This window comes from Shewanella sp. DNRA4 (genome assembly GCF_012843185.1).
In the GTDB taxonomy this organism is placed as follows: domain Bacteria; phylum Pseudomonadota; class Gammaproteobacteria; order Enterobacterales; family Shewanellaceae; genus Shewanella; species Shewanella xiamenensis.
This window is the reverse complement of the sequence record NZ_JABAIP010000003.1, coordinates 94,660-109,877: the sequence shown is the minus strand read 5'-3', so window position 1 is coordinate 109,877 and position 15,218 is coordinate 94,660. Positions and strand designations below refer to the sequence as shown.

16 protein-coding genes are annotated in these 15,218 nt (G+C 46.6%); 4 read left to right on the top strand and 12 right to left on the bottom strand.

The features are described 5' to 3' along the window. Window positions 1-160: 160 nt before the first annotated feature. The 4 genes from rplI to rpsF are packed head-to-tail and all read right to left on the bottom strand — an operon-like array spanning window position 161 to window position 1,598. Window positions 161-613: a 50S ribosomal protein L9 gene (gene rplI, locus HG547_RS04155; RefSeq protein ID WP_037422085.1), complete on the bottom strand. Its 453-nt coding sequence runs from the start codon at window positions 611-613 to the stop codon at window positions 161-163. A 36-nt stretch (window positions 614-649) separates the two neighbouring features. Then, the gene (rpsR, locus tag HG547_RS04150; RefSeq protein ID WP_006083042.1) at window positions 650-877 is read right to left on the bottom strand and encodes a 30S ribosomal protein S18; all 228 of its coding nucleotides are present in this window, start codon (window positions 875-877) and stop codon (window positions 650-652) included. Window positions 878-888: 11 nt separating this feature from the next. Next, window positions 889-1,194 (bottom strand): primosomal replication protein N, encoded by a 306-nt coding sequence (gene priB / locus HG547_RS04145; RefSeq protein WP_011073673.1) that lies wholly within the window; start codon window positions 1,192-1,194, stop codon window positions 889-891. Window positions 1,195-1,202: 8 nt separating this feature from the next. Further along, the gene (gene rpsF, locus HG547_RS04140; RefSeq protein ID WP_011623998.1) at window positions 1,203-1,598 is read right to left on the bottom strand and encodes a 30S ribosomal protein S6; all 396 of its coding nucleotides are present in this window, start codon (window positions 1,596-1,598) and stop codon (window positions 1,203-1,205) included. 212 nt (window positions 1,599-1,810) lie between these two features. Between rpsF and HG547_RS04135 the strand changes: the two genes are divergently transcribed. Next, a complete protein-coding gene (locus HG547_RS04135; protein WP_169547084.1) occupies window positions 1,811-2,554 on the top strand; it encodes a DUF481 domain-containing protein in 744 nt (247 codons plus the stop codon). A 182-nt stretch (window positions 2,555-2,736) separates the two neighbouring features. Continuing rightward, a complete protein-coding gene (locus HG547_RS04130; protein ID WP_169547083.1) occupies window positions 2,737-4,164 on the top strand; it encodes an MFS transporter in 1,428 nt (475 codons plus the stop codon). Window positions 4,165-4,224: 60 nt separating this feature from the next. Here the strand turns inward: HG547_RS04130 and rlmB are convergent, their stop codons facing one another. From rlmB to zapE, 8 genes are all read right to left on the bottom strand, one after another. Then, window positions 4,225-4,965, bottom strand: a complete 741-nt coding sequence (gene rlmB, locus HG547_RS04125) for a 23S rRNA (guanosine(2251)-2'-O)-methyltransferase RlmB (RefSeq protein ID WP_037422079.1) — start codon at window positions 4,963-4,965, stop codon at window positions 4,225-4,227. Further along, on the bottom strand, window positions 4,966-7,404 hold the full coding sequence (gene rnr / locus HG547_RS04120) for a ribonuclease R (protein WP_169547082.1): 2,439 nt from the start codon (window positions 7,402-7,404) through the stop codon (window positions 4,966-4,968). A 40-nt stretch (window positions 7,405-7,444) separates the two neighbouring features. After that, the gene (gene motX / locus HG547_RS04115; RefSeq protein ID WP_169547081.1) at window positions 7,445-8,101 is read right to left on the bottom strand and encodes a flagellar protein MotX; all 657 of its coding nucleotides are present in this window, start codon (window positions 8,099-8,101) and stop codon (window positions 7,445-7,447) included. A gap of 107 nt (window positions 8,102-8,208) precedes the next feature. Further along, window positions 8,209-9,504, bottom strand: a complete 1,296-nt coding sequence (locus HG547_RS04110) for an adenylosuccinate synthase (protein WP_169547080.1) — start codon at window positions 9,502-9,504, stop codon at window positions 8,209-8,211. Window positions 9,505-9,570: 66 nt separating this feature from the next. After that, window positions 9,571-9,759, bottom strand: coding sequence for a DUF2065 domain-containing protein (locus tag HG547_RS04105; protein WP_037422067.1), 189 nt, complete (start codon window positions 9,757-9,759; stop codon window positions 9,571-9,573). A 114-nt stretch (window positions 9,760-9,873) separates the two neighbouring features. Then, window positions 9,874-10,266 (bottom strand): 30S ribosomal protein S9, encoded by a 393-nt coding sequence (rpsI, locus tag HG547_RS04100; protein WP_006083052.1) that lies wholly within the window; start codon window positions 10,264-10,266, stop codon window positions 9,874-9,876. 14 nt (window positions 10,267-10,280) lie between these two features. Beyond that, complete coding sequence (rplM, locus tag HG547_RS04095) at window positions 10,281-10,709, bottom strand: 50S ribosomal protein L13 (RefSeq protein WP_011073682.1); 429 nt, start codon at window positions 10,707-10,709, stop codon at window positions 10,281-10,283. A 298-nt stretch (window positions 10,710-11,007) separates the two neighbouring features. Further along, window positions 11,008-12,120: a cell division protein ZapE gene (gene zapE / locus HG547_RS04090; RefSeq protein WP_169547079.1), complete on the bottom strand. Its 1,113-nt coding sequence runs from the start codon at window positions 12,118-12,120 to the stop codon at window positions 11,008-11,010. Between the two features lie 440 nt (window positions 12,121-12,560). Here zapE and degQ point away from each other — a divergent pair, with 440 nt between their 5' ends. Both degQ and degS read left to right on the top strand, forming a co-directional pair. Next, entirely contained in the window at window positions 12,561-13,913 is a 1,353-nt protein-coding gene (gene degQ, locus HG547_RS04085; protein WP_037422060.1) for a Do family serine endopeptidase DegQ, read from the top strand. A gap of 125 nt (window positions 13,914-14,038) precedes the next feature. Then, window positions 14,039-15,121, top strand: coding sequence for an outer membrane-stress sensor serine endopeptidase DegS (gene degS / locus HG547_RS04080; protein ID WP_037422057.1), 1,083 nt, complete (start codon window positions 14,039-14,041; stop codon window positions 15,119-15,121). The last annotated feature ends 97 nt before the right edge of the window (window positions 15,122-15,218 follow it).

Sequence of the window (15,218 nt, the reverse complement as noted above, 5' to 3'; positions counted from 1 at the left end):
TAGCGCATGTGTTTTAACGTCTGGCTTGGCTGCGCGCTCAAGTGGCTAAGCTTGATTAGCGTTAATACGTGACAAACAGCCACTCACACAGCAATGCTAAATCGCGCCCATAAAAAAACACCGCCTAAGCGGTGTTTTTTTAGTTTAAAGCAGTATGTAATTAAGCTTCTGCAACGATAGAAACTTTAACAACAGCTTTAACTTCAGTGTGTAACTGAACTTCAACTTCGAAGTCGCCAGTAGTACGCAGAGCGCCTAATGGTAAACGAACTTCTGATTTAGCCAGTTCAACGCCAGCAGCAGTTACTGCATCAGCGATGTCACGGTTGCCAACTGAACCAAACAGTTTGCCTTCATCACCCGCTTTAGAAGCAATAACAACAGCTTCCAGAGCAGCGATTTTCTCAGCACGTTGGTTAGCAGCAGCCAGATCAGCAGCGATTTTAGCTTCTAATTCAGCGCGACGAGCTTCAAATACTTTAACGTTGCTTTCGTTAGCAACAACAGCTTTACCTTGTGGCAGCAGGTAGTTACGAGCGTAACCAGCTTTAACTGCAACTTGGTCACCCAGGTTACCCAGGTTAGCGATTTTATCAAGCAGAATAACGTTCATTATCAAATCCTCTATATTCGATTAGGAATACTGCAATTACTGATGTAAATCAGTGTATGGCAGTAGAGAAAGATAACGAGCACGCTTGATAGCGCGAGCTAGTTGACGCTGATATTTAGCACTAGTACCAGTGATACGGCTTGGAACGATTTTGCCGCTTTCAGTGATGTAGTTCTTTAAAGTAACGATATCTTTGTAATCAATTTCTGCAACACCTTCAGCGGTGAAACGGCAGAACTTGCGACGACGGAAATAACGTGCCATTTGACAGTCTCCTAAGTTTTCAATTCGACATTTTCGGCATGGATGACTAAGCGATTTTGGCCATTTCGCCCCTGTTGAAGCGTCATAAAACCTTGTACTTGTACTTCCACACCTGCTTTCAGATTATCTGCCACGCTTTCAAAACGTGGTCCACTCAATATCACTTGTATTTGAACGTAGACATTGCGGAGCATATCTGCTTCATAACGCTGCGATTTGTGTTCTAGCATGATCACACTATGTGCAATGCCTGCTGGGCTTTTAAAGCGTCTGGAACGAGTTATGGTTCCTGACAACACCAAGTTATTGGTGGTCACAGAAAAACTTACTCAGCGATTTCTTCAGCGTTAGCTTCATCATATGAGCGGTCGCCAGCTGGGCCACGACGTGAATCGCGCTCATCTTTAGCTTTCGCCATTGGAGATGCTTCAGTAACGGCAACTTTAGTACGCATTACCATGTTACGCAGAACTGCGTCGTTGAAACGGAAAGCAGTTTCTAGCTCTTCAATCGTCTCTGCTGGTGCTTCAACGTTCATCAGAACATAGTGAGCTTTATGCAGATCTTGGATTGGGTAAGCCAGTTGACGACGGCCCCAATCTTCTAAACGGTGGATTTTGCCGTTAGCTTCGGTGATAACACCGGTGTAACGCTCAATCATACCTGGTACTTGTTCACTTTGATCTGGGTGAACCATAAATACGATTTCGTAATGACGCATTTATTGCTCCTTACGGTTATGTAGCCTCGTTATTGGCTCAGTCAAACCAAATAGAGGCAAGGAACGAAAATAGTGACTGATTTGAGCGCGAGATAGTACAGAAAGCAGACGCGAAACTCAAGCAATAACTTTGCCTCAACACCCAATACAGGTATGATGACGCCTCACCCCTATTCGGATATCAGACATCAGCCTCTCAAGAACCCATTATAATGCTAAAAGTTATCGCACCAGTTAGTTTGTTTTGCCTATCTTTTCCTGCACTTGCGCTTGTCCCTCCCGATTATCAGGAACCACCAAGTGATTTGACTGCAGAAGTCGAAGCTGGCTTACAATTGAACACAGGCAATACCGAATCGAGCAGTTTTAATGGTCGAACCCAACTGATTTACGATACTAAACAAACTAAGCAGGAAGCGACGCTAAAAGCGTATTTTGCTTCTGAAAAAAGCCAAACCACCTCAGAAAAGTACGAACTCCAGCTTCAAAGCAACTATAAACTCAACAAAGGTTATATCTTCGGCCGTGGCGACTTCACTTGGGATCAGTTTGGTAGTTATACCCAAATATCAACTCTTTCTTCGGGTTATGGTTTTAACGCAATTAGTAGCTACAAGACCAAACTCAGTCTCGAAATCGGCCCAGGTTATCGATACAACTTGCCTGCCGAGTCAGTCGCAGAGCCAGACCCCGCTCCCGAAAAGGATGTGATTTTACGTACTGCGGCAAAGTTTTCTCAAAAATTACAGGAATACACCAGTATCAATGCCGATCTCACCGCCGAGGTGGGCGAAAATAACAATACCCTGACTCTCGATATGAACTACAAAAATTTAGTATTTCAAGATTGGGCCTTTAAAATCGGCATGAACATCAAGTTCACCGAAGTGGTTCCTGAGGGCAGCCAGCAGACGGATACCATCACCACCTTTAACTTGCTGTATACCTTTAGATAAACAAGCAATAAAACGATTTGGCTGGCACAACAATTCCCCACTCAGCCAAATCCCATTTCAGCACAATTTAGTGACCCACACATAAAAACGATAAATTAGTCGATAACTTCCAACATTTTGCAACACGGAATAAACACCGACTGCTGATATACTCTCCCTGGCAATCATACAAGGAGCAGTTAATGACAAACCCGCTACGTACTTTCGCCTCTTTATATAGCACGACGTTATTAACAGTGCTGGCTGGCGGTTTACTCACCACATATTTAGGCCTTAGGCTCTCGGTGATGCATGTTCCGCAGTTGTGGATAGGTAGCATGATGTCGGCCTACTATGTCGGCCTTGTCGCAGGATCTAAGATTGGCCACCGGCTAATCGCCCAAGTCGGACATATCCGTGCCTTTGTCGCTAGTGCTGGGATCGTTGCCGCCTCCGCACTGGGTCATGCACTCGTAGATGAGTTGGCGATTTGGATCCTGTTAAGGCTTATCGTTGGTATGGGAATGATGTGCCAATACATGGTGCTCGAAAGTTGGCTCAATGAACAGGCTGAAAGCAGCCAACGCGGCACAGTGTTTGCCAGCTACATGATAGTCTCTTACTTAGGTTTGATCTTGGGCCAAGGTGCCATCAGCCTCTATCCTGAACTCGGTCTAGAGCCGCTGTTACTGATCGCCATCTGCTTTGCCCTGTGTATTGTCCCGATTTCTTTAACGCGGCGTATTCACCCAGCACCACTGGTGCCCGCCCCCTTAAAAATTGCTCACTATTGGCGCAAAGCGCCGCAGGCACTCACGACCATTGCCATTGGCAGCATGATTGTAGGCTCCTTTTACGGTTTGGCGCCTGCTTATGCGAGCAACTTAGGTTTACCGCCCGAGAAGGTGGCCACCTATATGACAGCAACCATTCTCGCGGGCCTACTCGCCCAATGGCCAATGGGAAAATTATCTGACATTATGTCCCGCAGTCGCCTGATCCGCATCAACTGCGTACTGCTTGGGATCTTAGCATTAGCTATCGCCCTCACTCCCTATCATCCGACACTCTCACTGGTGATGACGTTTCTGTTCGGCATTCTTGGCTTTACCTTCTATCCCTTGGCAACCGCACTGGCTAATTCCCGTGTCGAGCAAAGTGAAAGGGTAGGACTATCGGCAACCATTTTGCTCACCTTTGGCATGGGCGCCAGCATCGGCCCATTAATCGCCTCGACTCTTATGCAATGGTTTGGCAACAGCATGCTCTATGGTTTTATGTCGGCCTGTACCTTAATCCTGTTTTTACGGCTACGTTATGTTCACTCACAGCAAAAAACCGAAACCAATGTCACCCAAGACTACATGATGGCGACCGGTGACTTAGTCTCATCACCACTGGCTGCGGCGCTTGACCCGAGGGTGGATGTTGAATCGGTGCAGGAACACATGACACCAACACAGCAGGAAGATGAAGAAGATTTAGGTGCCGATGCCCTTGTTGAAGATGCAGAGAATGATAATGAGCAACAGCTAACATTCGAGTTTGAATTTCACCCAGCGCCCAGCTTTATCCACGATGAGACAAACGAGGTAGACGAATCCAACCTCGATGCTATTAAAACCAATTAAGGGTTGATTTAGGCAATAAAAAAGACGGGCTCGCCCGTCTTTTTTATTTATAGATATCATTTAGCTACGGCGTTGACGCACGGCTTCGAATAGGCAAATACCCGTGGCGACCGACACGTTTAAGCTAGAGACGCTTCCCGCCATCGGAATCGAAACTAAAGTATCGCAACACTCACGGCTTAGACGGCGTAAACCTTTACCTTCGGCGCCCATCGCAATCGCTAATGGCCCTTTAAGATCGGCTTGATAAAGCTCGCAATCCGCTTCACCCGCCGTGCCGACAATCCACACGCCCTTTTCCTGCAGATGGCGCATAGTGCGGGCGAGGTTAGTCACTTGGAATAACGGCACGGTTTCAGCTGCGCCGCAAGCGACCTTACTAACCACAGCCGTTAAGCCAACGGAGTTATCCTTTGGCACAATAATGCCCTGCACGCCCGCCGCATCGGCGTTACGTAAGCAGGCACCTAGGTTATGCGGATCGGTAACGCCATCTAAAATCAATAAAAACGGTAAGTCGGTCTTTGCTAACAGCTCATCTAAGTCATGCTCACCAAGGATTTTAGCCGCTTTCACACGGGCAATAATACCTTGGTGCTGAGTACTTTCGGCTTTCTCGTCCAACACTTTGCGTGAAGTCACTTGAATGCTCGTGCCAAAGGCTTTCGCTTGACGGATCAGCGGGGTTAAACGCTCATCCTCACGGCCCTGCAACAGCCAAAGTTCAATAATGCGCTCAGGGCTGTGTTTTAACAGCGCTTCAACCGCGTGGATCCCAAAAATAATATCTTGTTTTTTCATTTACTTCTTTCTCGTGCTCCGCTTCGCGGCCTTTGGCTTTTTCGCCGTATCTTTTACGCTTTTCTTAGGCTTAGTGCCCGCTTTAGACTTAGACTTAGACTTAGACTTACTCGCCGCTTTGTCTGAACCCGCTTTCGCTTTAACGCCAGTCGATTTAGCCGTTTTCGCCATTTTCGCACCTTCGCGGTTTACCCGCTCACGGGCTGTCATGGGTTTTTCTCGACTAGGTGCCGCCTTGCGGCGACCGCCTTTACCACTGTCGCCAATCATGACTAAGTCAATCTGTCTATCATCCAAGTTTACCGCGGCCACTTTTACCGTAACGGGGTCACCCACTTGATAGATTTGACCTGTGTGCTCACCAATCAAACGCTGACGCATAGGATCGAACTGGTAATAATCGCTGCCCAGACTAGAAATATGCACTAAGCCATCGATAAATAAGTCATTTAAGCGAACGAATAAACCAAAGTTAGTGACAGAGGCAATCACGGCCTCGAAGGTGTCACCCACATGGTCCTGCATAAATTCACATTTAAGCCAGTCGCTTACATCACGTGTTGCTTCATCGGCGCGGCGTTCAGTAGTAGAACATTCTTCGCCTAATTTATCTAATTCATCGAGTTGATAGTGGTAGCCACCATCGGGAGTCCATTTCTCATTGGCTTCACCTTTTTCTTTCGCCAACAAATAGCGGATCACGCGGTGAAGCACTAAGTCAGGATAACGACGAATAGGCGAGGTAAAATGCGCGTATTCTTCCAGTGCCAAACCAAAATGGCCTTCGTTATCAGGCGTGTAGATTGCTTGGCGCATAGAGCGCAGCAACATCACTTGAATAAGTTCAGCATCGGGACGGTCGGCAATCTGCAACATTACATTTTGATAATCTGCAGGCGTTGGCTCAAGCCCACCGCCCATGCTCAAACCACGCTCAGCTAAAAACTCTTTAAAGTTTGCCAGTTTCTGCTCAGAGGGCGACTCATGCACGCGATAGAGGATTTCACCCTTATGCTTTTTCACAAACTTAGCGGCAGACACGTTCGCCAAAATCATACATTCTTCAATGATTTTATGAGCTTGATTACGCGCTCTTGGCACAATCTTATCGATCTTGCGCTGTTCGTTAAAAATAAACTGCGTTTCTATCGTCTCAAATGCTATCGCACCGCGCTCTGCGCGCTGTTCATCAAGCGCTAAATAAAGCGACTGTAAGCATTGAAGATGTGGAAAGAGTGCTTCATGTTCAGGCGCAATCGGCCCGCCTTCGAGCATGGCTGCAACTTGGGTGTAAGTAAAACGCGCGTGTGAATGCATCACAGCCGGATAAAATTTATAACCAGATAGCTTACCACGGGCTGAAATTGTCATCTCCGCGACCATACATAGACGGTCAACATGAGGATTAAGTGAACACAGGCCGTTAGAGATTTTCTCCGGCAACATTGGGATCACTTGCGACGGGAAATACACCGAGTTACCACGGGCACGGGCTTCAGTATCTAAGGCTGAATCGGTGCGTACATAGTAGCTCACATCCGCAATCGCCACCCACAGACGCCAGCCACCACTAGGTTTGACTTCGGCATATACCGCATCATCAAAGTCGCGGGCATCTTCACCATCAATCGTCACTAAGGGCAGATCACGCAGATCGACACGACCTACTTTATCAGACTCAGTCACTTCATCGGGAATACGGCGCAGTTTCTTTTCAATTGCAGCCGACCAAGTATGGGGAAGATCGTAATTGCGCAGGGCAATTTCGATTTCCATTCCAGGCGCCATTTGCTTGCCGAGCACCTCGGTCACTTTACCTGCAGCTTTAACGAATCGACCGGGACGGCGGGTTAATTCAACCACCACCACATCGCCCTGACGGGCGCCATTGCGATCTTCGCTAGCGATTAAGATTTCTTGGGTAATGCGCTTATCATCGGCAATCACAAATGCCATGCCGCTATCGACATGGAATCGGCCAACAATTGCAGCACTGCGAGGCTGAATAAGTCGCACAATACGGGCTTCACGACGACCTTTACGGTCCATTCCGGCCTTCTGCGCCAATACTTTATCGCCGTGGAAATACATCAACATATCACGGTTGGATATAAATAAATCGTCGCCACCTTCGTCAGGTTTAAAGAAGCCATAGCCTTCTTTATGACCTAGCACAGTGCCAGAAATCAGATCCATTTTTTCAGGTAAGCCGTAGCTTTGACCGCGGGTAAACACCAGTTCACCATCGCGCTCCATCGCCCGTAAACGACGACGCAGAGCTTCTAACTGCTCTTCATCATGGATCTGTAATGCCGCAGCAATGCTGTCACGGGTAATAGGTGATTTTTGAGAACGTAAGTACTCGATAATATACTCACGACTTGGGATAGGGTTTTCGTACTTATCCTGTTCACGCTCAAAATGAGGGTCTTTTATCATTCAATATCCAAAAATTTCTGTCTCAACGATTGGAGACATCTCAACGGGTTCGCAAGTGCTCTTGCTGGGCCCGCGCCACTGCACTGGCGGGCATTTTAGCTGCTAACACCTGCAGTAATGATAAGGCTTTTTTCTTCGTCGCCTCATCGGTAAATACATTGTTATATAACCAGTTATAGGCCATTTCGTAATCCCTTGGACTACCATAACCTTCACCGTACAAACGTACAAGCATCATTCGAGCAGCTAAACTACCGCTCGCTGCTGCTGGCAATAAATAATTGACTGCGCGGTCCTTATTGCGAATAACAAACTTACCCGTTTGATAGTACTCGGCAAGTTTTACCATTGCCTCAGGACTCCCCTGCTCAGCCGCTTCACGTAGTAACGCCATCCCTTTGACAGCATTGGCTTTTACGCAGGTTCCGTGATTGAGCATTTCCCCCCACAAAAACTGATATAGGGGCTGCTTTAAGACTTCTGCACGCGCTTCAATATCTTGTACTAATTGGCAATCATCCTGTTTAACTTTTGCCAAATATTGTTCACTGCGGATCATTTCAAGTAATTGATCTTGAGAATAAATATCTACTGCTTGTGTCTCGGCAAAGCACATTGAAGATACTAAGGGCAGCAGCGCAAATAATGCAGTACGTAGCATAACGACTCTCAATGACAATAAGGTGAATACTTGCATCGGCAGTATAACCTATTTCTTGAGCTCGAGCCGAATTTCTAACCACGAAAGCAAACAGGAAGGAACAGCACAGGAAGAAAAGGCCGTGAAACACGGCCTTTACAATCTTAGTTAAACGGGCTAACTAAAATCATCGTCTCGTTACGGTCAGGACCGGTAGAAATGATGTCAATCGGCGTTTCTAACAACTCTTCAATACGTTTGATGTAGTTGATAGCCGCTTGCGGTAACTGATCAAAAGAGGTCGCACCGAAAGTTGACTCGCTCCAGCCTGGCATAGTTTCATAAACAGGAGTGACCTGCTCATAACCTTCAGCTGCTAATGGCGTAACTTTGGAGATAGTGCCATCTGGATGTTGATAACCCACACAGATCTTCACTTCTTTCAGGCCATCAAGTACGTCTAACTTAGTTAAGCAGAAGCCGCTTACGCTGTTGATTTGTACTGCGCGGCGCATTGCCACTGCATCTAACCAACCAGGACGACGCTTACGACCGGTAGTCGCACCAAATTCATGACCTTTGGTTCCTAAATGGTCGCCCACTTCACATAAGAGTTCAGTTGGGAAAGGACCAGCACCCACGCGAGTGGTGTATGCCTTCATGATACCTAAGACATAGTCTAAATGACGTGGACCAAAGCCGCTGCCTGTCGCCACACCACCTGCGGTCGTATTTGACGAAGTCACAAACGGATAAGTACCGTGGTCAATGTCTAACAGTGTACCTTGTGCACCTTCGAACAGGATTGGCTCACCCGCTTTACGCGCGTTATCCAAAAGTTCAGTCACGTCAACACACATGCTCTTCAGATAGTCAGCTAAGGCTAACGCATCGCTCAGTGTTTGCTCGTAATCTACGGCGTCAACTTTGTAGTACTCTGTCAGCATAAAGTTATGATATGCCATAACTTCTTTCAGCTTTTCAGCAAATAGTTCAGCATTGAACAGATCGCCAACACGCAGACCGCGACGGGAAATCTTGTCTTCATACGCAGGACCAATACCACGACCCGTAGTACCAATAGCTTTGTTACCGCGCGCTTTTTCGCGGGCGATGTCTAAGGCACAGTGGAATGGCAGGATCAGCGGACATGCTTCAGAAATCAGCAAGCGTTCCTCAACAGGAATGCCGCGCTCTTTGAGCATGTTAATCTCTTTCATCAGCGCGTCGGGTGCAAGCACCACACCATTACCGATAATGCATTTCACATTATCGCGTAGGATGCCTGATGGGATCAGATGAAGTACGGTTTTATCGCCATTGATCACTAAAGTGTGACCTGCGTTATGACCGCCCTGGTAGCGAACTACATATTTTGCCTGTTCTGTTAGAAGGTCGACAATCTTACCTTTTCCTTCGTCACCCCATTGGGTGCCGAGAACAACTACGTTTTTGCCCATTGTTTGCTGCAAGGTTGTGGTTAAAAAAGAATTCTAACAGATTTTAAACCGCAAGTGGTAAGGCATTTATGAAAAAATAATCAAAATGACCACACCAGCAGTGACTAATGAGCCACCGATTCGACGCAAAACTTGCTGATTTTGATTGGAAAGTTCATTTAAATATCGGCGCCATTTATTGGGGAATAACAATGGTCCCACACCTTCCAAAATCAACACCAGTGCCATGGCTAGCATAAATAACTGTAAGCTCATCTTCCTCTCTCTTAGCTTTTTCTACCCTAAAAATCGGTGATTAATACGAGGATAACCAATTTTAGGTAATAAAAAACCCAGCATAAGCTGGGTTTTTTGAGATTCCAAAACGTATTAACGCTTAGAGAATTGTGGCTTACGACGTGCTTTACGTAGACCCACTTTCTTACGCTCAACTTTACGAGCGTCACGGGTAACGAAACCAGCAGAACGTAATGATGGACGCAGAGCTTCATCTAATTGCATCAGGGCACGAGTGATACCGTGACGGATTGCACCTGCTTGGCCAGTGATACCACCGCCTTTAACAGTTACATAGATGTCCAGCTTGTCAGTCATTTCAACTAACTCTAATGGTTGACGAACAACCATACGAGCAGTTTCACGACCAAAGTATTGGTCCAAAGGACGTTGATTTACAACGATGTTGCCACTACCAGCTTTAGCGAATACGCGTGCTGTAGAGGTTTTGCGACGGCCAGTGCCGTAGTACTGAGTTGCAGCCATTTGCTTAATCCCGTTTAGATATCAAGAACTTGAGGTTGTTGTGCAGCGTGGTTATGTTCTGCGCCAGCGTAAACTTTCAGTTTACGGAACATGGCACGGCCCAGTGGACCTTTTGGTAACATACCCTTAACTGCTTTCTCGATGATCATTTCTGGCTTATGAGCTTGCAGCTTTTCAAAGCTGATTTGCTTAATGCCACCAGGGAAGCCTGAGTGCGAGTAGTACGTCTTGCCTTGCGCTTTGTTACCAGTAACAGTAACTTTCTCAGCGTTGATAACGATGATGTAATCACCAGTGTCAACGTGAGGAGTGTATTCAGGCTTGTGCTTACCGCGTAAACGCAGAGCGATTTCGGTAGCGATACGACCTAAAGTTTTGCCGTCTGCATCAACGACGAACCAGTCACGAGTTACAGTTTCTGGTGTAGCAGTAAAAGTCTTCATTATTACAAAAACCCAAAGTTAATTTTCTGTCTCACATGTTGCTTGCAATGACAAACAACACAAAATTGCCTTTCAGTACCCCTTCGAGTACTTAACTCGGCGTACAACTTCCACCTAGTTTGGTGGAGTAACGTGGGCAGGTGGCGGATTATAGACAAACGTGAGTTAAAAATCACCTGATATTTTGACAAAAATCATAAAAATTCGATCGATGTGGCTCATTACTACGCTAAGGAATGAGCCACTGAAGATTTGTCGAGAAAAACCCCGCAAAGCACGCTCTGCAATAGTCTAAGACTTAGGGTAAATGCTCTGATTTTAAGTAATCGTGGGATTGCATTTCAATCAAACGGGAACGACAACGTCTGAATTCAAAACTCAATAAGCCGTCGGCATAAATGTCTTCTAACGGCACCTGCGCGGACACGATCAATTTGACGTTTCGTTCGTAAAACTCATCCACCATGGCCAAAAAGCGTCTGGCGATATCATCACCCGTTAAAAATGCGCCCATCTGCTCAATGCCACTCACCAGCACAGTATGATAAATCCGCGCCAGTTCCATATAATCCCGCTGACTACGGGGGCCATCACATAAGGCTCTAAAATCCGCCAGTAAGACGCCTTGCGCCTGTTGGCGAATGGATATTTCACGGCCTTCGATTTCAATCGCGTCAGTTGAAATCTCGGCCTCAGGCGCTAACTGACGGAAATAACGCAGTAAGTTAGTATCGGCCTGCTCATCAAGTGGATAGTGGTAAATTTCTGCCTGCTCTAACGTCCGTAGACGATAGTCAATCCCTGAATCCACATTAAGTACTTCACAATGCTGATTGATCAGCGCGATCGCAGGAAGAAATCGAGCCCGTTGCAACCCATTTTTATATAAGTCGTCAGGGATGATATTTGAAGTCGCCACTAATACCACGCCTTCTTTAAAGAGCGCTTGGAATAAGGTGCCAAGCAACATGGCGTCGGTGATATCTGACACGAAAAACTCATCAAAACAAATGACTTTATATTTTGCCGCCATTTGTTTGGCAATCACTAATAATGGATCGCGCGTACCTTTAAGGGTGTCTAAATCTAAATGCAGTTGATGCATAAAACGATGAAAGTGCGCCCTTAACTTTTGATTGCCAGGTAATGCATCAAAGAAGGTGTCCATCAAATAGGTTTTACCGCGGCCTACGCCTCCCCAAAGATAAAGCCCTTTTGTAGGCGCGGGTGCCGACTTTAAGCCAAAAGAGGTCAATAGCTTACCAAATACAGAATTAGGCTCTTCGGCTGCGGTGAGATCCTCATAAACGCGTTGCAGCGCCTTTACCGCCATTTCCTGCGCCGGATCATGGGAAAAACCATCACGAGTAAGATCTTTTTGATAATGCTGCCAAGGGCTTAACTGGGGCACGTTATTATTCTCTTTTATCCTTTGGAAAAACTGCGTCGATATTAACACGGCCAAGATGACGCAGCATATATTTATACCCCATCAACTTGGATCTGTAGTGAGCTCGCGGAGAGGCCTAGCACAACGGCTTAATATGATAAAACTGATTAGGAAGAACTATGCTGTTAGCTGATTAAACTCAATGATTGGAAGTTATTAGGACTTGAAAAATACCTTAAAAGCCCACAAGTTTCACTTCAGTTACAGTCAATAAAATGTTGATAAAATAACCGTTAAGAAATTAACCTTTGTTAATATTGATGAACTTTTTCAATGAGGTGCGTGTCCGAATGGTTACCTAGGCAAATAGCCGGTACCGATACAGATTTGATCTGGTGCGGACACTAACTGACGACGCATTACATCCAGATCCTTGATCCCTTATTTGGAGTTATGAATAGATGAAAACGAAATTATCTGTACTTTCAGCCGCAATGTTAGCCGCAACCCTGACAATGATGCCTGCGGTTTCACAGGCCGCTATTCCGCAATCTGTTGAGGGACAACCCATTCCCAGCCTTGCCCCTATGCTAGAGCGCACGACGCCCGCCGTGGTTTCTGTAGCGGTTTCCGGCACCCATGTTTCTAAACAACGCGTTCCGGATGTGTTCCGCTATTTCTTCGGCCCGAATGCACCGCAGGAACAAGTACAAGAGCGTCCATTTAGAGGCTTAGGCTCAGGTGTGATTATTGATGCTGACAAAGGCTATATTGTCACCAATAACCATGTGATTGACGGTGCCGATGATATCCAAGTTGGCTTACATGACGGCCGTGAAGTCAAAGCCAAATTGATTGGTACCGACTCAGAATCCGACATTGCCTTACTGCAAATCGAAGCTAAAAATCTGGTCGCAATTAAAACCTCCGACTCAGATGAGCTGCGTGTTGGTGACTTTGCCGTGGCTATTGGTAACCCCTTCGGTCTAGGACAAACCGTGACCTCAGGGATTGTCAGTGCCCTAGGCCGTAGTGGTTTAGGCATTGAAATGCTTGAAAACTTTATCCAAACCGACGCAGCTATCAATAGTGGTAACTCGGGCGGCGCGCTGGTTAACCTTAAAGGTGAACTGATCGGTATTAACACGGCTATCGTCGCACCAAACGGTGGTAACGTCGGTATCGGTTTTGCGATCCCCGCAAACATGGTGAAAAACCTAGTGGCTCAAATTGCCGAGCACGGTGAAGTTCGCCGTGGTGTATTGGGGATTTCTGGCCGTGATTTAGATAGCCAACTTGCCCAAGGCTTTGGGTTAGACACTCAGCACGGTGGCTTTGTGAATGAAGTCACTGCGGGCAGTGCTGCCGAAAAAGCAGGTATTAAAGCGGGCGATATTATCGTTAGCGTCGATGGCCGTGCGATTAAGTCGTTCCAAGAGCTGCGAGCTAAAGTGGCAACCATGGGCGCAGGCGCCAAGGTCGAACTGGGCCTTATCCGTGATGGTGATAAGAAGACCGTGAGTGTCACCTTAGGCGAAGCTAGCCAAACCACTGAAAAAGCGGCTGGTGCTGTACATCCTATGTTGCAAGGAGCCTCATTAGAAAATGCCTCTAAAGGGGTTGAAATTACCGATGTCGCGCAAGGCTCGCCTGCGGCAATGAGTGGTCTGCAAAAAGGCGATTTGATTGTCGGTATCAATCGTTCTGCGGTGAAAGATCTCAAATCACTCAAGGAACAGCTCAAAGATCAAGAAGGTGCTGTAGCCCTGAAGATCCTGCGTGGTAAGAGCTTATTGTACCTAGTACTGCGTTAATCGATACGCCGGTCTGATTTATATCCCATTATCAGATGCGGATCAGCATAGGGAACGCGCGTTCCCTATGCTTTAACTTGTTAAACATGTTAATCTAACTCACCTTTTTCAATATTTAGCCTGCCATGACAATAAAAGAAACCCTGTTATATCTCGGTAAAGCCGTGCTTTTCGGCCTTATCATGGCGGCCATGTTTTTATTGGTGACTCACTACTTCGATAATAAGAGTCTTGGCAATTCACTTCTGCAAAACCGCGGTAATAATACAGTTGAACTGTCCTTTGCTAAGGCAGTGCGCCGCGCAGCACCTGCCGTAGTCAATATTTACAGCTTAAGTATCGATCAGAGCCGTCCATTGAATTCTGGCTCACTCCAAGGCCTAGGCTCAGGGGTGATCATGAGTAAAGAAGGCTATATTCTCACGAATTATCATGTCATTAAAAAAGCCGATGAAATTGTTGTCGCCCTACAAGATGGCCGCAAATTCACCTCGGAAGTCGTAGGTTTTGATCCCGAAACCGATCTTTCTGTGCTTAAGATCGAAGGCGATAATCTTCCTACTGTGCCAGTCAATCTCGACAGCCCCCCACAGGTTGGCGATGTGGTATTAGCCATTGGTAACCCTTATAACCTTGGGCAAACCATTACCCAAGGTATTATCAGCGCCACGGGTCGTAACGGCTTGAGTTCGGGTTATTTAGACTTTTTACAGACCGATGCAGCGATTAACGCCGGTAACTCCGGTGGTGCATTAATTGATACTAACGGTAGCTTGATTGGTATCAACACCGCCGCCTTCCAAGTGGGCGGCGAAGGTGGCGGCCACGGGATTAACTTCGCGATCCCGATTAAACTGGCCCACAGCATTATGGGTAAACTGATTAAAAATGGTCGAGTGATCCGTGGTGCCTTAGGGATCTCTGGCGAACCGATTAACCCTGTTGTGGCACAAATCCTCAACCTACCCGATTTACGTGGGGTATTAGTCACAGGCGTCGATCCTAATGGTCCAGCGGCACGAGCGCAGCTTATGCCAAGGGATGTAATCATCAAATACGGCGACGAAGATGTGCCTGGGGTCGAAATGCTGATGGATAGGATTGCCGAAACTACGCCCGGCAAGAAAATCATGATGACGGTTATTCGCCAAGGTAAACAGCAGGAACTACCCGTTATTATCGATGAAAAAGTCGTAGTCGATAATTAAGCTCAGTAACTGACCTTGTTAATCTCAGAATGAGGCATGTAAAACCTCATTCTGAGTCATCCCAAAAACACCTATTACCTTATCCCACAAATGGCAG